17 protein-coding genes are annotated in these 17,977 nt (G+C 72.9%); 6 read left to right on the forward strand and 11 right to left on the reverse strand.

All coding sequences use genetic code 11. The features are described 5' to 3' along the window. Positions 1 to 24: 24 nt before the first annotated feature. Complete coding sequence (locus OG767_RS30260; RefSeq protein WP_091610855.1) at positions 25 to 510, reverse strand: CarD family transcriptional regulator; 486 nt, start codon at positions 508 to 510, stop codon at positions 25 to 27. Positions 511 to 840: 330 nt separating this feature from the next. On the opposite strand from OG767_RS30260, the gene OG767_RS30265 reads away from it, so the two are divergent. Then, on the forward strand, positions 841 to 1,521 hold the full coding sequence (locus tag OG767_RS30265; RefSeq protein WP_405091501.1) for a hypothetical protein: 681 nt from the start codon (positions 841 to 843) through the stop codon (positions 1,519 to 1,521). Positions 1,522 to 1,535: 14 nt separating this feature from the next. Here OG767_RS30265 and OG767_RS30270 read toward each other — a convergent pair whose 3' ends face one another. Genes OG767_RS30270 through OG767_RS30285 form a run of 4 tightly spaced genes read right to left on the reverse strand, consistent with a single transcriptional unit; the run spans position 1,536 to position 5,214 of the window. Beyond that, complete coding sequence (locus OG767_RS30270) at positions 1,536 to 2,123, reverse strand: hypothetical protein (RefSeq protein WP_405091502.1); 588 nt, start codon at positions 2,121 to 2,123, stop codon at positions 1,536 to 1,538. Positions 2,124 to 2,154: 31 nt separating this feature from the next. Beyond that, positions 2,155 to 3,204 (reverse strand): type III polyketide synthase, encoded by a 1,050-nt coding sequence (locus OG767_RS30275; RefSeq protein WP_405091503.1) that lies wholly within the window; start codon positions 3,202 to 3,204, stop codon positions 2,155 to 2,157. Positions 3,205 to 3,250: 46 nt separating this feature from the next. Beyond that, positions 3,251 to 4,417: an acyl-CoA dehydrogenase family protein gene (locus OG767_RS30280; protein WP_405091504.1), complete on the reverse strand. Its 1,167-nt coding sequence runs from the start codon at positions 4,415 to 4,417 to the stop codon at positions 3,251 to 3,253. Between the two features lie 41 nt (positions 4,418 to 4,458). Next, complete coding sequence (locus tag OG767_RS30285) at positions 4,459 to 5,214, reverse strand: methyltransferase domain-containing protein (RefSeq protein ID WP_405091505.1); 756 nt, start codon at positions 5,212 to 5,214, stop codon at positions 4,459 to 4,461. Between the two features lie 45 nt (positions 5,215 to 5,259). Here OG767_RS30285 and OG767_RS30290 point away from each other — a divergent pair, with 45 nt between their 5' ends. The 4 genes from OG767_RS30290 to disA all read left to right on the forward strand — a co-directional run bounded on the left by OG767_RS30290 (position 5,260) and on the right by disA (position 9,907). Further along, on the forward strand, positions 5,260 to 6,099 hold the full coding sequence (locus OG767_RS30290; protein WP_405091506.1) for a UbiA family prenyltransferase: 840 nt from the start codon (positions 5,260 to 5,262) through the stop codon (positions 6,097 to 6,099). Positions 6,100 to 6,241: 142 nt separating this feature from the next. Beyond that, on the forward strand, positions 6,242 to 7,021 hold the full coding sequence (locus OG767_RS30295; RefSeq protein WP_405091507.1) for a hypothetical protein: 780 nt from the start codon (positions 6,242 to 6,244) through the stop codon (positions 7,019 to 7,021). A 107-nt stretch (positions 7,022 to 7,128) separates the two neighbouring features. Further along, on the forward strand, positions 7,129 to 8,577 hold the full coding sequence (gene radA / locus OG767_RS30300; RefSeq protein WP_405091508.1) for a DNA repair protein RadA: 1,449 nt from the start codon (positions 7,129 to 7,131) through the stop codon (positions 8,575 to 8,577). A gap of 142 nt (positions 8,578 to 8,719) precedes the next feature. Further along, positions 8,720 to 9,907 carry a DNA integrity scanning diadenylate cyclase DisA gene (gene disA / locus OG767_RS30305; RefSeq protein WP_396773986.1) on the forward strand — a complete coding sequence of 396 codons (1,188 nt, stop codon included), beginning with the start codon at positions 8,720 to 8,722 and terminating at the stop codon, positions 9,905 to 9,907. A gap of 6 nt (positions 9,908 to 9,913) precedes the next feature. Here the strand turns inward: disA and OG767_RS30310 are convergent, their stop codons facing one another. The 3 genes from OG767_RS30310 to OG767_RS30320 form a co-directional block, all read right to left on the reverse strand. After that, complete coding sequence (locus OG767_RS30310) at positions 9,914 to 10,684, reverse strand: hypothetical protein (protein WP_405091509.1); 771 nt, start codon at positions 10,682 to 10,684, stop codon at positions 9,914 to 9,916. Positions 10,685 to 10,789: 105 nt separating this feature from the next. After that, the gene (locus tag OG767_RS30315) at positions 10,790 to 11,353 is read right to left on the reverse strand and encodes a peptide deformylase (RefSeq protein ID WP_107161741.1); all 564 of its coding nucleotides are present in this window, start codon (positions 11,351 to 11,353) and stop codon (positions 10,790 to 10,792) included. After that, positions 11,350 to 11,862: a glycine cleavage system protein R gene (locus OG767_RS30320; RefSeq protein WP_405091510.1), complete on the reverse strand. Its 513-nt coding sequence runs from the start codon at positions 11,860 to 11,862 to the stop codon at positions 11,350 to 11,352. Before OG767_RS30320 ends, OG767_RS30315 begins: the two co-directional genes overlap by 4 nt. A gap of 96 nt (positions 11,863 to 11,958) precedes the next feature. Here OG767_RS30320 and OG767_RS30325 point away from each other — a divergent pair, with 96 nt between their 5' ends. Next, a complete protein-coding gene (locus tag OG767_RS30325) occupies positions 11,959 to 12,858 on the forward strand; it encodes an A/G-specific adenine glycosylase (RefSeq protein WP_107161745.1) in 900 nt (299 codons plus the stop codon). 79 nt (positions 12,859 to 12,937) lie between these two features. Here OG767_RS30325 and OG767_RS30330 read toward each other — a convergent pair whose 3' ends face one another. The 3 genes from OG767_RS30330 to lysS all read right to left on the reverse strand — a co-directional run bounded on the left by OG767_RS30330 (position 12,938) and on the right by lysS (position 17,940). After that, positions 12,938 to 15,475, reverse strand: coding sequence for an ATP-dependent Clp protease ATP-binding subunit (locus tag OG767_RS30330; RefSeq protein ID WP_343444673.1), 2,538 nt, complete (start codon positions 15,473 to 15,475; stop codon positions 12,938 to 12,940). A gap of 488 nt (positions 15,476 to 15,963) precedes the next feature. Continuing rightward, positions 15,964 to 16,314 (reverse strand): Lsr2 family protein, encoded by a 351-nt coding sequence (locus OG767_RS30335; RefSeq protein ID WP_199199943.1) that lies wholly within the window; start codon positions 16,312 to 16,314, stop codon positions 15,964 to 15,966. A 117-nt stretch (positions 16,315 to 16,431) separates the two neighbouring features. After that, positions 16,432 to 17,940, reverse strand: coding sequence for a lysine--tRNA ligase (lysS, locus tag OG767_RS30340; protein WP_405091511.1), 1,509 nt, complete (start codon positions 17,938 to 17,940; stop codon positions 16,432 to 16,434). Positions 17,941 to 17,977: the final 37 nt, after the last annotated feature.

A 17,977-nucleotide genomic window follows, 5' to 3' on the forward strand; every position in this document is an offset into this window, starting at 1 on the left:
TGCGGGTAGAGGCAGCGGTGCGGATCAGGCTTCGGTCAGCACCTTGTCGAGCAGCGACTCCGCCTCGTCCTTCGTGCTCTTCTCGGCCAGCGCGACCTCACCCACGAGGATGTCACGGGCCTTGGCGAGCATGCGCTTCTCGCCCGCCGACAGGCCCCGCTCCCGCTCCCGGCGCCACAGGTCGCGGACGACCTCGGCCACCTTCAGCGGGTTGCCGGAGGCCAGCTTCTCCAGATTTGCCTTGTAACGCCGCGACCAGTTGGTGGGCTCCTCGGTGTGCGGAGCACGGAGCACGTCGAAGACCTTGCCCAGGCCCTCTTCGCCGACCACCTCGCGCACACCCACGATCTCGGCGTTCTCGGCGGGCACCCGGACCGTCAGGTCACCCTGCGCGACCCTCAGGACGAGGTACTCCCTGGGCTCGCCCTTGATGACCCGAGTCTCGATTGCCTCGATGAGTGCGGCCCCGTGGTGGGGGTAAACAACGGTCTCGCCGACACTGAAAACCATAGGTTCGAAACCCCTTTCGCTGTGTCTAGGGTAACACGCTCAGGCACCGATGTCTCACCGCTGTCCTGATCGTTGGCGCAGCTCAGGGGCCCTGTGAGAGGTATTTCTTCGGCTTGACAGGAGGCCAAGACGATGGTTTAACCACGCTCCGTGACGAACAAATAACTACCCGGTACGGGTGATGGCCGGAGCGATCAGATCTAGGGCAATGCGCTCCTTCCATGGTAGCTCCGCAACTCCACCCGCGCCCAGGTGTGGCGGTACGGCCCCCGGTGCGGGACGCTGGTGGTGGACGTGACGTCCGCTCGCCGAGACGTTCCTGGGGGTCCGATGGGCGTGCCTGACGCTGACGGCCAGGGGCCGGCGGACGGACTGCCGGGCCTGCCACCGGAGTGGGGTCGCGTCGTCGTGCCCGACGACGCCTCGGCGCTCGCCGACGAGGCCCGACAGATCCGCCGCGAGCTGCGCCGCGCCCCACGCCCCGCCGGGCGTCCGGCCCGGTTCACGCCGCCCCTGCTGGCGCTGCTGGCCGCAGTGTTGATCACGCTCGCCGGGCTGGCCGCCGTCACCTGGCCACGCCCCCACCGCTCCCCCGGCGCGCCGACCGTGCTGCCCCGGTCCACCCCCGCGGCGATCGGCCCGCTGCCCGCGCTCGACCTGGTCGGCGCCGACAACACGCCGGTGCCACTACGCAGCCTGCTCCCCGCCATGATCATCCTGGTCGACGCGTGCGCCTGCGCCGAACAGGTCGGCACGGCGGCGGCCACCGCGCCCGCCGGGGTCACCGTGGTCACCGTGACCGAGGGCCGCAGCGCCGGGCCCGCCACCGCGACCGGCGTACGCCCGCTCGGCGACCCGGCCGGCGGCCTGCGCTCCTACCTGCATCTCTCGGCCCGGCCGGGCACCGCCGCCGCGCTGCTCGTGGACCGGCGGGGCACGCTGGTCCGAATGGTGCCGGAGCTGGGGCCGGCGGCGGACTACCAGGCCGACCTGGCCCGGTTGGCCGGCTGAACCCGCTCAGCGGCTCAGTAGAGCGCCTCCAGCCGGGCGTTCAGCTCGACCTCGCCCCGCAGCGCGGCGAACCGCACCCACACCGGCGCGCCCGTGCCGTCCAGGAACACGACGGTCACCTGCCCGCCGCAGCTCAGCACCCGCTCGACGCCGTCGGCACCGGCCACCCGCATCGACACGGCACCGTCACCGGCGCAGCCCACCGACAGCCGGTACTCGTCACCCGGCGACGGGTTCGCCTGCCGCACGACCGGCGGGTCACCCGGCATCAGCCGCGACGTCTCCCGCCACACCACGTGCGACACGTTCTCCTGGCGCGTCCCGCCGTCGGGCTCCACGTCGACCACCACCGGCGAACGGACCTCACCGGTACGGGGATCGACCTCGGCCACCATCCGGGAGCGGGGCGACGGCCGCTCGGGCGGTGTCGACCCGACCCCCGCACCGAGATCCACCCGGGACCGGGCGAGGTCGTCGGTGGAGGAGCCGACCGTCGTGCCCAACCACGGCGCCGCCGACCGCCACCACCACGCGCCGACCGCCAACGCCAACACGGTCAGGCCCACCAGCACTGCCCGCCGGGTCCGCTCCTCCGAGGCCATGCCGGCAGCGTATCGACGCCACGGCGAACCGTCAGCCCGCGCGCTCCAGCAGGGCCGCGTAGAGCGTCAGCCCCGGCCCGAACGCGAGCATCACCACCCGGCGCGGCGGCGACGGCGTACGGCTCAGCCGGTCCAGGATCAGCAGCACCGTCGGGGACGAACAGTTGCCGTGCTCGGCAAGCGTCTCCCGGGACGTCGCCAGCGCCGTCGGCGGCAGCTCCAGCTCATGCTCCACCACGTTGAGGATCCGGGGGCCACCCGGGTGCACCGCCCAGCCGTCCACCCCGGACCGGTCGCACCCGTGCCGGGCCAACAGGTCGTCCACCAGGTCACGGACGAACCGGGACAGCACCTTCGGCACCTTCGGCGACAGCCCCATCCGGAAGCCGGTGTCGGTGACGTCCCAGGTCATGTGATCGGCGGTGGAGGTGTCGGTGACGGAGGTGACCTCACGCAACGCGTACCCCCGGCCACCGGGGACGACCACGGCGGCGACCGCGGCGTCCGAGAACAGCGCATGCGAGACGATCTGCTGGGTGTCCACCCGGGCACCCGGCGGCTGGATGTGCAGGCTGGTCAGCTCCGCGCAGAGCAGCAGCGCCGGCCGCCCCCGGGCGGTGACGAAGTCGCTCGCCGCGCCGAGCCCGGGCAGCGCCGCGTAACAACCCATGTGGCCGACGAACATGCGCTGGGTGTTCGGGGCCATGCCGAGGTCACGGGCCAGCAGGATGTCCAGGCCGGGCGTCGCGTAACCGGTGCAGGAGCAGACCACGAACAGCCCGACGTCGCCGGCGTCCAGGCCGGCGGCGGTGAGCGCGCGGCTGACCGCCTCCTTCCCGAGCGGCAACGCCTCGACCTGGTAGCGGCGCATCCGACGCTCGGTCGGCCACTCCGAGACGTCCTCCAGCAGCGGATTCACCGCCGCCTGCCGCCGGGTCACCCCGGAGTTGGCGAAGATCTTCTCGGCCAGCACCCGCGTGGTGCCCGAGAAGTGCTTCTCGAAGAAACCCGTCCACAGCTCGTCCTGCGCGGCGCCCGGCGGCAGCGCCATGCCCAGACCCGCGATCACCGGTACGCCCACGTCCCCACCTCAGCTTCGCTCAGTCCTGCGGCCGTCGAACTCCGGCTTACCAACGAGGGACCGCGCTGTCCCGGTCCGGGTCGCCGCCGAGTGCGGCGATGCCGAGCCAGTCGGCGCACACGTCGGAGGTGGCCGGGTGCAGCGAGCCGCACCGGGCGTCCCGGTAGAGGCGCTCCAACGGATGACCGCGGCGGGTCGCCGACGTGCCGGCCGCCTCCAGCATGGACGCCGCCACCTCCGCGGCGGTGGTGCCGGCCAGCAGCTTGGCCCGCCACACCCAGCGGTTCGTCTCGGCCGAGCCGGGTTCCTCGTCGACCCGGCGGGCCGCCTCGGCGACCACCAGCTCGGCGGCGGCGGTGGCCGCGTCCGCCCGGCCCAGCCGGGCCCGGACCGCCGGCAGCCCGGCCAGACCGCGGATGTTCAGGTGCTCGGCGGCGGCGTCGATCGCGGCCCGGGCCACCCCGACGTAGACGGCGGCGTAGCTGGCCACCAGCCAGTGCGGCATGAGCTGGGCCACCACCAGCGCCAACCCCTCCACGCCGCCGAGCAGCCGGTCGGCCGGGACGGTCACGTCCAGGTGCAGGTCGTGCGAGGAGGTGGCGCGCATGCCGAGCGAGTCCCAGGTCGGCTCGACCGTGATCCCCTCCCCGGCCGGCACCAGGAACTGGGAGACCACCGACTGGTCGGTGGCGCTGCGCGCGGCCACCAGGTAGCCGTCCGGGTGGCCGGCGCCGGAGCAGAACGTCTTGCTGCCCTTGACGTGCCAGCCACCGTCGACCGGTTCGTAGACGGTGCTGAGCTGGGACAGCCGCGCGCCCGCGCCGCGCTCGCTCATCGCCACCGCGTACCACGCGCCGTCGGCCGCCGCGCGCAACAGTCGGTCGCGGGCGGCCAGCGCCTCCTCCGGTACGCCGAGCGCCTCGGCCAGTTCCTCGGTCACCGCGCCCAACGCCCCGGTGACCGAGGCGTGCATGTTGAACACCAGCGCGGTGGCGCCGTTGCCCCGGGCCAGCTCGGTGGCGACGGCGGCGTACTCGGCGAAGGTCGCGCCCTGCCCACCCAGCTCACGCGGGACCATCAGGCCGAACAGGCCGGCCTGGCGAAGGTCGGCGAAGTCGTCCACCGGGAACGAGCCGTCCCGGTCGTGCCCGGCCGCCCGGGCGGCCAGTCGCGGCGCCAACCGGCGGGCCGCCTCCAGCGCGTACACGGTCATGTCGCCCCCTTCTCGGCGTCCCTTACCCCCGGTGACCTCCGCTATCCGCCCCGGCGCCCACTGCCCTGGTAGAGCACCGCCGTCGACCGCGTCGGCACGATGCGCGGCTCCGTCCGCACCGGACGGTCACCGCCCCGCCACCGGCGCAGCAACCAGGCCAGCGTGCCGCCCAGCTCCGGCCGGACCCCGCGCAGACGCAACGACACGCCGTGCCGGGCACACTCGGCGACCAGCGCGCGGGCGTCCACGAACAGCCGGTGGTCGTGGATGCCGCGCGGCACGGTCGGCAGCCGTTCACCCAGCTCCACCGCGACCAGCCGGGCCAGCAGCGTGTCGTTGAGCGTGTCCAGCACCAGCAGCCCGCCGGGCCGCAGCAACCGGCACGCCTCGGCCACCGCCCGCCGCCAGTCCGGCACGTGCTCCAGCAGCTCACCGGCCGAGACCACGGCGGCGCAGCCGTCGGCCAGCGGCACGGCGGTGGCGTCGCCCTGGAGCACTGTCACGCCGTGCGTGGCGGCCTGGTCGAGCGCGGAGCGGGTCAGGTCCACCCCGACGTGCCGGTAGCCCTTGCCGGCCAGGTGCGGCGCCAGCAGCCCGGCCCCGCAGCCGAGGTCGACCAGCAGGTCGTCCCGGTTGGACGCCGGGGGCACCAGGGCGGCGCGGGCGCGGGCCAGCCAGTGCAGCATGGCGAAGGCGCCGTCGGGCCGCCACCACTCGCCGGCCAGGTCGTCGTACTGTCGGGGGTCGTTCGGGGACAGCGCCCGGTGCGGGCTGGACACCGGCGACGCGTCGGGCATGGACCGAGCGTGGCACGACTACCCGGTAACGACCAGACTTCCCTTATGTCGACGCGGGTGTTAGGGCTGGTCAGAGCGAGCCATCCGGAGCCGGCCGCGGCGGTCGTCGTGGTCGCCGCGCTGCTCGCCGCCGGCGTCGGGCACTCCGCCGCCGGAGTGGCCACGGTGGCGCTGACGGTGCTGGCCAGCCAGCTCGCCGTCGGCTGGAGCAACGACCTGATCGACGCCGACCGGGACGCCGCGGTGGGGCGTACCGACAAACCGGTGACCACCGGCGCGGTCGCCCGGCCGACGCTGGCCCGGGCCACCGCGGTCGCCGCCGTCGCCACCCCGCTGCTGGCGCTGACCGGCGGCCCGGCCGCCGCGGCCTGCGCCACGCTGGGGCTGGTCTCCGCGCTGCTCTACAACAAGCCGCTGAAGTCGACGGCGGTGTCGGTGCTGCCCTACGCGGTCTCGTTCGGCGCGCTGCCCGCGTTCGTGGTGCTGGCCCGGCCCGACTCGCCCGCGCCGCCGGCCTGGCTGGTGGCCGCCGCCGCGCTGCTGGGCGCCGGGGCGCACTTCGCGAACGTGCTGCCCGACCTGGCCGACGACGCCCGTACCGGGGTGCGCGGGCTGCCCCACCGGCTGGGCCCCGCGGGCAGCCGGCTGGCCGCCGCCGGCCTGCTCCTCGCCGCCACCGTCGCGCTGGTGTTCGGTCCGCCCGGACCGCCGTCGTGGACCGGCCTGTCGGCGGTGGCCGCCGCCGTCGCGGTGCCGGCCCTCGGTTGGTACGCCGGACGCGCCGCGACCGCCACCGGTGGCCGGCCGGTGGCCGCCTTCCGGTCGGTGCTGGTGGTGGCGCTCATCGATGTGGTGCTGCTGGTGGCGAACGGCCGGGTGGTCTGAGCCGTCGCCACCGAGGATGGCATTGCCGGGTCCGCGTGCGGGCCTCGATCAGCTCCAACTACCCTGGAGCGCGGTCTGCGCGGGTATGGCCACCCCGTGTCCGGGGGTCGACCGGGCGGGGATCGTGACGAGGAGGACCGACGTGACGCGCTCGATCAGGGGTTCCCGGCGACCGGCCCTGCTGTTGGCCGGCTCGGCGGCGGCGGCGAGCCTGCTGCTGTCCGGGTGCGGCGCCGGTCAGATCGCCGAGACCGCCAACAAGATCCCGTCGGTCCAGGGCGTCAACGTCCAGACCTCCGACAACCTCTACAAGGTGCGCGGGCTCTACGTGCAGTTCCCCGGCCCGGAGGGCTACCAGGCCGGCGCGACCGCCCCGCTGAACGTCGTGATCTACAACGACAGCGAGTCCCCGGTGACGGTGACCGTCACCACCGACAGCGCCCGGGAGATCCTGCTGACCGGCGCGGCCGGCTCCAGCGGCGCGGCCACCCCGACCGGCTCGCCGACCGAGCCGGCGTCGGCGTCGCCCACCGCCACCGACCCGAGCGCCTCCCCCAGCCAGTCGCTGGAGGCTCCCGCCTCGCCGTCCGCCTCGCCCAGCGGGTCGCCGTCGGAGAGCGCGTCGCCGTCGGAGAGCGCGTCGGCGCCCGCCGGCCAGCCGGCCCGGATCGAGATCCCGGCGCTCGGCTACGCACAGCTCAACAGCGGCAACCCGCAGTTCCTCCAGCTCGTCGGCCTGAACCAGAAGCTCCTCGTCGGCCAGCAGGTCAACCTGACCTTCGACTTCGGCGGCGGCAAGGTGATCAAGACCCCGGCGCCGATCGGTGTCCCGCTGACCCCGCCGGCGCAGCCGTCCCAGATCGTCAACCCGCGCGAGCACTCCGCCGAAGAGGGCGGCACCGAGGGCGGCAGCCACGGCTGACGCCGTACCCCCGTTCCGTCCGACACCGCCGCGGTGGCCAGCGCCACGCGGCGGTGTCGTCGTCTCGGCGGTGGGCGTTCGTCGTACCGGCCGGATAGCGTCCGGTGGTGACCACGCCCCGATCGACCCCGTCCCGCGCCGGCGCCGGCCGCGGTCGCGCCGCCGCCCGCGAACCCCGCCCGGCCTACGAGTGCGACGCCTGCGGCCACCAGCCGCCCAAGTGGATGGGCCGGTGCCCCGAGTGCGGCGAGTGGGGCTCGGTGGTCGAGTCAACGGTCACCGGCCCGCTGGTCTCCGGCCGGGTGGTCAGCTCCCGGATGCCGGCCGAGCCGGCCCGGCCGATCGCCACCATCAGCGCCGCGCCGGCCCGGGCCCGGCCCACCGGCGTCAGCGAGCTCGACCGGGTGCTCGGCGGCGGGCTGGTGCCCGGCGCGGTGGTGCTGCTGGCCGGTGAGCCCGGCGTCGGCAAGTCGACGCTGCTGCTCGACGTGGCCCAGCAGTGGGCCGTCGGCGCGGGCAGCCCGTCGCTGGTGGTCAGCGGCGAGGAGTCGGTCAGCCAGGTGCGGTTGCGGGCCGAGCGGATGGGCACCCTGCACGACCAGCTCTACCTGGCCGCCGAGAGCGACCTGGCGGCGGTGCTCGGCCACCTCGACGCGGTCAAGCCGGGCCTGCTGGTGCTCGACTCGGTGCAGACCATCTCCACCACCGGCACCGAGGGCGTGCCCGGTGGCGTGACGCAGGTGCGCGCGGTCACCGCGGCGGTGGTCGCGGTGGCCAAGGAACGCGGCATCGCCACCGTCCTGGTCGGGCACGTCACCAAGGATGGCCAGGTGGCCGGCCCCCGGGTGCTGGAGCACCTGGTGGACGTAGTGCTCCACTTCGAGGGCGACAAGCACTCCTCGCTGCGCATGGTGCGCGGCGTGAAGAACCGGTTCGGGGCCGCCGACGAGGTGGGCTGCTTCGAGATGCACGAGGGCGGCATCAGCAGCCTGGCCGACCCGTCCGGCCTGTTCCTGACCCGCTATTCCGAGCCGGTGCCGGGCACCTGCGTCACGGTGGCCATGGAGGGCCGGCGGGCGCTGGTCACCGAGGTGCAGGCGCTGATCGGGGCCACGGTCGCCGGTTCGCCACGGCGTACCGTCTCCGGTCTCGACGGCGCCCGGCTGGCCATGGTCCTGGCGGTGCTCCAGCGACGCACCGAGCGGCTGACGCTGCACGACCGCGAGGTCTTCGCCGCCACCGTCGGCGGCATCCGGGTGGTCGAGCCGGCCGCCGACCTGGCGGTGGCGCTCGCGGTGGCCTCCGGCGGGCTCAACCTCGCGCTCAACCCGCACCTGGTCGCCATCGGCGAGGTCGGGCTCACCGGTGAGGTGCGCCGGGTCGGCGCGGTGTCCCGGCGGCTGGCCGAGGCCGCCCGGCTGGGCTTCCGGCTGGCCCTGGTGCCGCCCGGTGCCGGCCCCGGCAGCGGCGGCGTCGCCCCCGAGCAGATGCGGGTGATCGAGGTCACGGACGTGCGCGCGGCGCTCCAGGCCGCCGCCCGAGCATCCGCGGAGTGACCGTGGGTAGTCACGTGCCGGGCGCGGGCGGACGATTCCGGACAGGTCACGCCGCCCCGGGGCGGCCCGTCGCGCCCGACATCACGACACATCACAGTAACCACGAGAGCACCCACCGCACCGCAGTCCGTAGACTGTGCCCGTGCCGATCGACCGCGATGCCACCAAGCCCGCAACGGCGACGCCGCAGGCCCGCACCGGCGCCGTGAGCGGCAACCCCACCCGCGCCATCAGCGTGAGCGTCGCCGGCAGCGTCGGCGGGGCCGGCGCCGACCCGCTGCGGGCAAATCTCGCCCTGATGGCACCGGGCACCGCGCTCCGCGACGGCCTGGAGCGGATCCTGCGCGGTCGCACCGGCGCGCTGATCGTCCTCGGCTACGACAAGGTGGTCGAGCAGATCTGCACCGGCGGCTTCCCGATGGACGTCGAGTTCTCCGCCACCCGGGTCCGCGAGCTGTGCAAGATGGACGGCGCCGTGGTGCTCTCCAGCGACGGCACCCGCATCGTCCAGGCCGGCGCGCACCTGATGCCCGACCCGTCCATCCCCACCGAGGAGTCCGGCACCCGGCACCGCACCGCCGAGCGGGTGGCCCGACAGACCGGCTACCCGGTCATCTCGGTCAGCCAGTCGATGCGGATCATCAGCCTCTACGTCAACGGCCAGCGGCACGTGCTCGACGACTCCGCGGCGATCCTGTCCCGGGCCAACCAGGCCCTGGCCACGCTGGAGCGCTACAAGCTCCGGTTGGACGAGGTCTCCGGCACGCTCTCCGCGCTGGAGATCGAGGACCTGGTCACCGTCCGCGACGCGGTCGCCGTGGTGCAGCGGCTGGAGATGGTCCGGCGGATCGCCGACGAGATCGCCGGCTACGTGGTGGAGTTGGGCACCGACGGCCGACTGCTGGCGCTCCAGCTCGACGAGCTGATGGCCGGCGTGGACGCCGACCGCACCCTGGTCATCCGCGACTACCTGCCGGTCGGCCGCAAGTCGCGCACGCTCGACGAGGCGCTTGTCGAGCTGGACCTGCTCAGCGCCACCGAGCTGATCGACCTGGTGGCGGTGGCCAAGGCGATCGGCTACCCGTCCGCCTCGGACGCGCTCGACGCGGCGGTCAGCCCGCGCGGGTTCCGCCTGCTGGCCAAGGTGCCCCGGCTGCCCGTGGCCGTGGTCGACCGGCTGGTGGTGCACTTCGGCAGCCTCCAGCGGCTGCTCGGTGCGACAGTGGAGGATCTTCAGGCGGTCGACGGGGTGGGCGACGCCCGCGCCCGGGGCGTCCGCGAGGGCCTGTCCCGGCTCGCCGAGGCGTCCATCCTGGAGCGGTACGTCTGACCCGGCTCAGCCGGTGACGGTCAGCTTCACCGGCTGGCTGATCTTGGTGCCGACCCGGGCGAAGACCTGGTACGTGCCGATCGGGGCGTACGGGCCGGCGGCCAGCCCGTCGGCGCAGCGGGTGGTGTCCCGCCCGTTCCAGCCCAACTCGTAGGCGCGCTCGAAGTTCGGCGTGAACGACTGCACGTCCGAGCCCTTGCCGGTGCCGCAGGTGTCCGACGACCAGATCTTCTCCGCGCCCGCCTTGACGTAGAGCTCCTGGAGATCGGCGCCGACGTCCCGGCTGCACGTGCGGTTCGAGACGTTCTTGACCTTGAGGCGCAGCGTGACCACCGTGCCCCGCTGGGCGGCGGCCGGCACCGCGACCGGCGTCACCTGAAGCTCGGCGTCGGTGCAGGCGCCGTCGGCGGAGACCGGCTCGCCGGACGCGCCACCGTCGCCCGGGCCCGAGCCGCCGCCGGTGTTCGTACCGCCCCCGGTGTTCGTGCCACCGCCGCTGCTCGTGTCGCCACCGTCGGCGCCGGCGTCACCACCGGAGACGTCGGGCGCCGGCGACGGACTGGCCGTCTGCGGGGTCAGCACCGAGCCGGACGGGCCCGGAGCCGCCCCGGCGGAGCCGCCCGGCGACGGGTCACCCCCGCCCGGCCCGCCGGCGTTACGGTCCGAGCCGGTGCAGGAGTAAAGCAGGACAATCAGGAAGAGCAGGCCCGCGCCGAGCACGACGGCACGACGCCGCCAGTACACGGTGGGGGGCAGGGGGCCGACCGTCAGACGCATGATGCGCCTACCGTAGCCGCGCGACGCTCGGTGTGCCGGTCCGACGCGCCGGTGACCGCGCGTCACCCCGATCCGGGCGTCCACTGTGGAACACCACGGGGTCGGTCAGAGATAGACCTGCCGCTGGTAGACGGCGTGCGCCCCGGCCACCCGGTCGAGGAAGAGCAACCCGGCGCAGTGGTCGATCTCGTGCTGGAGCGCACGCGCCTCGAAACCGTCGGTCACCAGCCGTACCGGCTCCCCGCTGCCCGGCAGCGCCCCCTCCACCACCAGACGACTGGCCCGCTTCACGTCGCCGGTCAGGTCGGGCACCGACATGCAGCCCTCGCGGCCGGCCTTCCACCGGCTCGCCTCCACCACCCGGGCGTTGCACAGCACGAACGTGCCGTGCACGGTGACCGCCTTCGGATGCCCCGTCACGTCCACCGCGAACACCTGGGCGTTCACCCCGATCTGCGGCGCCGCCAGGCCCACACAGCCCGGCGAGACGCGCATGGTGGCCACCAGGTCGGCGGCCAGCCGCACCACCTCGTCCGAAGTGGGGTCGACCTCCGGACCGGGCCGGCTCAGCACCGGCTCCGGGGCGGCGACCACCGGACGGACCTCGCCCGGGACACCAAGCTTCTCCGGTGTCCAGCCACCCAGGCCGGCGTACCCCTCGCCGGTCACAGCAGGTCCGAGTCCGCCGGGCGGAGGCTGACGCCGACACCCAGCTCGGCCGCCGCCCGGGTGAGCCGGCCGGCCACCTCGTCCGAGCTGCCCGACGGCAACTCCACCTCGGCGACCACCACGTAGAGCGAGCCGGTCAGCCGGGTGCTCAGGTCGGTCACGTTGCCGCCGGCGTCGGCCAGCACCCGGGTCATCGCCGCGACGATGCCCATCCGGTCCGCGCCGTGCACCGCCAGCACGTACGGCTCGCCGACCGGCACGCTGGCGCTGTCCGGGGCGACCGCGCGTACGGTGGCCAGCAGGTACCCGTCGGCGGCGAGCGGGGCCAGCGCGGCCTCGACGTCGGCGGCGGCCGGGCCCACGCAGATCAGCGTCATCGCGAAGTGGCCGCGCAACCGGGTCATCGTCGAGTCGGTGAGGTTCGCGCCGAGCCGGGCGAGGGCCTCCGCGACGTCGGCGACGATGCCCGGCCGGTCCCGGCCGATGACGGTGATCGCGAGCTCGTTCATTCGGACATTCTGCCGCGCCGCCGAAGTGCCGCCGCGTCGGCCCACCCGGCCCGCCCAATCAGCGGGATCTCCGCCCGTGACATCATCGGCACCGCCATGACTGAGCCCACCTTCGCCACCCAGGTCAGCCGGTGGTACGAGCGCAACGCCCGCGACCTGCCCTGGCGCAAGCCCGGCATCGGCGCCTGGGCGATCCTGGTCAGCGAGGTCATGCTCCAGCAGACGCCGGTGGTCCGCGTGGTGCCCGCGTGGGAGGCGTGGCTGGCCCGCTGGCCGGAACCGCGCGCGCTGGCCGAGGACACCCCGGCCGAGGCGATCCGGATGTGGGGCCGGCTCGGCTACCCCCGCCGGGCGGTACGCCTGCGCGAGTGCGCGGTGGCCGTCGTGGAGCGGCACGGCGGCGTGGTGCCCGACCGGCTGGACCAGTTGCTGGCGCTGCCCGGCGTCGGCACGTACACGGCCCGGGCGGTGGCCGCGTTCGCGTACGGGCAGCGGCACCCGGTGGTCGACACCAACGTCCGGCGGGTGGTGTGCCGGGCGGTCGCCGGTGAGCCGGACGCCGGCCCGACCACCCGACCCGCCGACCTGGTCGCCACCGAGGAGCTGCTGCCGATCGAGCCGGCCGCGGCGGCCCTGGCCAGCGCCGCCTTCATGGAACTCGGGGCGGTCGTCTGCACCGCCCGGTCGCCCCGTTGCGCGGTGTGTCCGGTCGAGTCCAGTTGTGCCTGGCGGGCCTCCGGGCAGGCCGCCCCGGACGGGCCGACCCGCCGTCCGCAGCGCTACGCCGGCACCGACCGGCAGGTACGCGGCCTGCTCCTGGCGGTGCTCCGGGAGACCACCGGGCCGGTGCCACACCAGCGGCTGGACCAGGTCTGGCACGACGACGTGCAGCGGGCCCGGGCGCTGGCCGGGCTGGTCACCGACGGACTGGTGGAGCCGGTGGGCCCGGAGTCCTTCCGACTGGCCGGCGACGGCCCCCCGATCCCGCTGCCCTGACCCACGGGTGGCACGGGAAAGGCGACGGCCCCGGTGGCTCTCGCCGACCGGGGCCGTCGCCCTGGAACTCTTGCCCGCCTTACGCGGCGGCGTCGTCCGCGCCGGTGGCGGCGGCGCCGAGATCCGCCGGGACCGCGTCCGGCACGGCGTCCGGCCGGTCCGCGCCCCGGAAGACGAGCTTGGACTTGTCGATGTTCTCCGGGTCGCCCTCGCAGTCCACCACCACGATCTGACCCGGGGTCAGCTCGTTGAAGAGGATCCGCTCGGACAGGTTGTCCTCGATGTCGCGCTGGATCGTGCGACGCAGCGGCCGTGCGCCCAGCACCGGGTCGAAGCCCTTCTTCGCCAGGTACTTCTTGGCGTTGTCGGTCAGCTCCAGACCCATGTCCTTGTTGCGCAGCTGGCCCTCGATCCGCTGGATCATGATGTCCACGATCGAGAGGATCTCGATCTCGCGCAGCTGGTGGAAGACGATGGTGTCGTCGATCCGGTTCAGGAACTCGGGCCGGAAGTGCTGCTTGAGCTCGTCGTTGACCTTCTGCTTCATCCGGTCGTAGTTCGACTCGGAGTCCTCCGAGGCCTGGAAGCCCAGGGAGACCGCCTTGGCGACGTCCCGCGTGCCGAGGTTGGTGGTCAGGATGATGACCGTGTTCTTGAAGTCCACGATCCGGCCCTGGCCGTCGGTGAGACGCCCGTCCTCCAGGATCTGGAGGAGCGTGTTGAACACATCCGGGTGGGCCTTCTCGATCTCGTCGAAGAGGACCACCGAGAACGGCCGACGGCGCACCTTCTCGGTGAGCTGGCCGCCCTCGTCGTAGCCGACGTAGCCGGGAGGGGCACCCACCAGCCGGGAGACCGTGTAGCGGTCGTGGAACTCGGACATGTCCAGCTGGATGAGGGCGTCCTCGCTGCCGAAGAGGAACTCGGCGAGCGCCTTGGACAGCTCGGTCTTACCGACACCGGACGGGCCGGCGAAGATGAACGAGCCGGACGGGCGCTTCGGGTCCTTCAGGCCGGCCCGGGTCCGCCGGATCGCCTTCGAGACCGCCTTGACCGCGTCCTCCTGGCCGATGACGCGCTTGTGCAGCTCGTCCTCCATGCGCAGCAGGCGCGAGGTCTCCTCCTCGGTCAGCTTGTAGACCGGGATGCCGGTCCAGTTGCCGAGCACCTCGGCGATCTGCTCGTCGTCGACCTCGCTGACGACGTCCAGGTCACCGGCCTTCCACTCCTTCTCCCGCTGGGCCTTCTGGCCGAGGAGCTGCTTCTCCTTGTCGCGGAGCTGAGCGGCCCGCTCGAAGTCCTGCGCGTCGATCGCGGACTCCTTGTCGCGGCGCACCTGGGCGATGCGCTCGTCGAAGTCACGCAGGTCCGGCGGCGCGGTCATCCGGCGGATGCGCATCCGGGCACCGGCCTCGTCGATCAGGTCGATCGCCTTGTCCGGCAGGAAGCGGTCGGAAATGTACCTGTCGGCCAGCGTCGCGGCGGCCACGAGCGCGGCGTCGGTGATGCTCACCCGGTGGTGCGCCTCGTAGCGGTCCCGCAGGCCCTTGAGGATCTCGATGGTGTGGGCCAGCGACGGCTCACCCACCTGGATCGGCTGGAAACGGCGCTCGAGCGCGGCGTCCTTCTCCAGGTGCTTGCGGTACTCGTCGAGCGTGGTGGCGCCGATGGTCTGCAGCTCGCCGCGGGCCAGCATCGGCTTGAGGATGCTGGCGGCGTCGATCGCGCCCTCGGCGGCGCCGGCGCCGACCAGGGTGTGGATCTCGTCGATGAACAGGATGATGTCGCCGCGGGTGCGGATCTCCTTGAGCACCTTCTTGAGGCGCTCCTCGAAGTCACCGCGGTAACGCGAACCGGCCACCAGGGCACCGAGGTCGAGCGTGTAGAGCTGCTTGTCCTTGAGCGTCTCGGGCACCTCGCCCTTGATGATCTTCTGGGACAGGCCCTCCACCACGGCGGTCTTGCCGACGCCGGGCTCGCCGATCAGCACCGGGTTGTTCTTGGTGCGGCGGGACAGCACCTGCATGACCCGCTCGATCTCCTTCTCGCGCCCGATGACCGGGTCGAGCTTGCCCTCGCGGGCGGCCTGGGTCAGGTTGCGGCCGAACTGGTCCAGCACGAGGCTGGTCGACGGCGCGGCCTCGCCCGGCGCGGCGCCCGCCGCGGCCGGCTCCTTGCCCTGGTAGCCGGAGAGCAGCTGGATCACCTGCTGGCGGACCCGGTTGAGGTCGGCGCCGAGCTTGACCAGCACCTGGGCGGCCACGCCCTCGCCCTCGCGGATCAGGCCGAGCAGGATGTGCTCGGTGCCGATGTAGTTGTGGCCGAGCTGCAGCGCCTCGCGCAGCGACAGCTCCAGCACCTTCTTGGCCCGCGGCGTGAACGGGATGTGCCCGCTCGGCGCCTGCTGGCCCTGGCCGATGATCTCCTCGACCTGCTGGCGGACGCCCTCGAGGGAGATGCCGAGGCTCTCCAGGGCCTTTGCCGCGACACCCTCACCCTCGTGGATCAGGCCCAGCAGGATGTGCTCCGTACCGATGTAGTTGTGGTTGAGCATCCGGGCCTCTTCTTGGGCCAGGACGACAACCCGTCGCGCTCGGTCGGTGAACCGCTCGAACATGCCCTCGTGCTCCTCACATGCCGTGCGCCTTGATGGTCAGATCTCGGCGGGGCCGGTGCGCGGACGTCCGGGACGGGCGTCCGTGCCTCCTTACTCTATCGCCGCGGACCGTCTCCGCTGAGGTCGTGTGACCCCGCCGATGACCGTTCCGACGTCGTTTCTGCCAACCGTCCACGCTCAGGAGGTGTTCCGGGACCCCTGCCTGTACGCGCAGAGCGAAATTCGACCGTCGGCGGAAGGCCCGGTCGAGAGGGCTCCGGCGGCATCGAGGCGCCCGCCGCGGTCGTCCACAGCCTGTGGACGGAATCTCCACCGCCTGTGGACAACTCTTCCGGACGCCGGATTCTTCCCGCGTCGGCGGCCCGTACCGACCCGCCCACCGACCCCTGGCCGGGAAAGAGACATCGGCGACGAAGAGGACGAAACGCCGACGCCGGCCCGGAGTCGTCCTCCCGGCCGGCGTCGGTCGCCGTCGCGTGCGGTCAGCGTCAGCGTCCCGCCTTGGCGTGGAACTCGTCCACGATCTCCTGCGGGATACGGCCCCGGTCGGAGATGTCCTTGCCGTTGCTCTTGGCCCACTCCCGGATTGCCTTGTTCTGCTCGCGGTCCGCGGTCGCGCCGCCCCGGCCACGTGCGGCCCGGCCACCCACGACCACTCCCCCGCGACCGACCTTCGTTCCGTGCGCGATGTACTGCGCGAATGCATCGCGCAATTTTTCAGCGTTGGAAGCCGAGAGGTCGATCTCGTACTGCACGCCGTCCAGCGCGAACTTGACAGTCTCGTCAGCGTCCCCGCCGTCCAGGTCATCGACCAGCTTGTGAATGATCTGCTTGGCCACGTCCCACATTCCTTTCGAGCAGGGTTGCGCTCCTGCATTACTCAGAGCACGATAACCTGCCCGATGCTTGCTCCGTCAATAGGATGGCGTAACAAGCCGGAGAAGCTTTGCGGCGCCCTACTCCGGCCGGACCAAGGGGAACAGGATGGTTTCCCGAATTCCCAGGCCGGTCAGCGCCATCAGGAGCCGGTCGATTCCCATTCCCATACCGCCGGCCGGCGGCATTCCGTACTCCATCGCCCGGAGAAAGTCCTCGTCGAGTCGCATGGCCTCGTCGTCGCCACGCGCCGCGAGCTGCGCCTGGGCCACCAGCCGCTCCCGCTGCACGACCGGGTCCACCAGCTCGGAGTACGCGGTACCCAGCTCGAAGCCGAGCACGTAGAGGTCCCACTTCTCGGCCAGGCCGGGCTCGCTCCGGTGCGCCCGGGTCAGCGGGCTGGTCTCCTCCGGGTAGTCGCGGACGAACGTCGGCGCCCGCAGGGACGGCACCACCAGTTCCTCGAACAACTCCTCGGCCAGCTTGCCGGGACCCCACTTCGGGTCGACCGAGAGACCGATCTTGTCCGCGTACTCGACCAGGCGTGACCTTTCGGTGCGGACAGTGACTTCCTCACCGAGCGCTTCGGAAAGAACACCGAACAGCGACACCGACCGCCACTCGCCGCCCAGGTCGAACTCGCTGCCGTCGGCGTGGGTCACCACGGTCGAGCCGGCGACCGCGACGGCGGCCTGCTGCACCAGATTCCGGGTCAGCGCGGCCATGGTGTCGTAGTCGCCGTAGGCCTGGTACGCCTCCAGCATCGCGAACTCGGGCGAGTGCGAGGAGTCGATGCCCTCATTACGGAAGTTGCGGTTGATCTCGAAGACGCGGTCGACGCCACCCACGACCGCCCGCTTGAGAAACAGTTCCGGTGCGATTCGCAGATACAGATCGGTGTCGAGCGCATTGCTGTGGGTCACGAATGGCCGGGCGGTCGCGCCACCGTGCAGCAGTTGCAGCATCGGCGTCTCGACCTCGATGAAGTCCTGCCCGTGCAGGGTGTCCCGCAGGCTGCGGACCGCGGCGGCCCGGGTCCGCACCATCTGCCGGGCCTGCGGACGGACCACCAGGTCGACGTAGCGCTGACGGACCCGGGACTCCTCACTCAGCGGCTTGTGCGCCACCGGCAGCGGGCGCAGCGCCTTGGCGGTGACCACCCACTCGTCGGCCAGCACCGACAGCTCGCCGCGCCGGCTGGTGATCACCTCGCCGGTCACGCCGACGTGGTCACCGAGGTCCACCAGGCGCTTCCAGTCCGCCAGCCGCTCCGGGCCGACCCGGTCCAGCGAGAGCATCGCCTGGAGCTCCGTGCCGTCGCCGTCACGCAGCGTAGCGAAGCAGAGCTTGCCGGTGTTCCGAATGAAGATCACCCGGCCGGTGACCGAGGCCCGGTCCCCGGTGGCGGTGTCGGTGGGCAGGTCGGCGTAGCGCTCCCGGAGCAGCGCCAGCGTGGTGGTCCGGGGGAAGCCGACCGGGTACGGCTCGACGCCCTCGGCGAGCATCCGGTCCCGCTTCTCCCGGCGGACCTTCATCTGCTCGGGAAGGTCGTCGGCGGGATCTGTTGGCAGGGCGTTCTGCTCGGTCACGGCACGCTTCCTCAGGCCTTGGGGAACATCGGCGGGG

Origin of the sequence: Micromonospora sp. NBC_01392 (assembly GCF_045040125.1) — a bacterium.
GTDB lineage: Bacteria > Actinomycetota > Actinomycetes > Mycobacteriales > Micromonosporaceae > Micromonospora.

Bases quoted from the DNA above. Each gene is read 5' to 3' on its own strand.
- OG767_RS30270 (WP_405091502.1), bottom strand. From the start codon at position 2,123: ATGGCCTCGGAGGAGCGGACCCGGCGGGCAGTGCTGGTGGGCCTGACC.
- OG767_RS30285 (WP_405091505.1), bottom strand. From the start codon at position 5,214: ATGCCCGACGCGTCGCCGGTGTCCAGCCCGCACCGGGCGCTGTCCCCG.
- OG767_RS30320 (WP_405091510.1), bottom strand. From the start codon at position 11,862: ATGAACGAGCTCGCGATCACCGTCATCGGCCGGGACCGGCCGGGCATC.
- OG767_RS30290 (WP_405091506.1), top strand. From the start codon at position 5,260: ATGTCGACGCGGGTGTTAGGGCTGGTCAGAGCGAGCCATCCGGAGCCG.
- OG767_RS30330 (WP_343444673.1), bottom strand. From the start codon at position 15,475: ATGTTCGAGCGGTTCACCGACCGAGCGCGACGGGTTGTCGTCCTGGCC.
- OG767_RS30310 (WP_405091509.1), bottom strand. From the start codon at position 10,684: ATGCGTCTGACGGTCGGCCCCCTGCCCCCCACCGTGTACTGGCGGCGT.
- OG767_RS30265 (WP_405091501.1), top strand. From the start codon at position 841: ATGGGCGTGCCTGACGCTGACGGCCAGGGGCCGGCGGACGGACTGCCG.
- OG767_RS30280 (WP_405091504.1), bottom strand. From the start codon at position 4,417: ATGACCGTGTACGCGCTGGAGGCGGCCCGCCGGTTGGCGCCGCGACTG.
- OG767_RS30325 (WP_107161745.1), top strand. From the start codon at position 11,959: ATGACTGAGCCCACCTTCGCCACCCAGGTCAGCCGGTGGTACGAGCGC.
- OG767_RS30260 (WP_091610855.1), bottom strand. From the start codon at position 510: ATGGTTTTCAGTGTCGGCGAGACCGTTGTTTACCCCCACCACGGGGCC.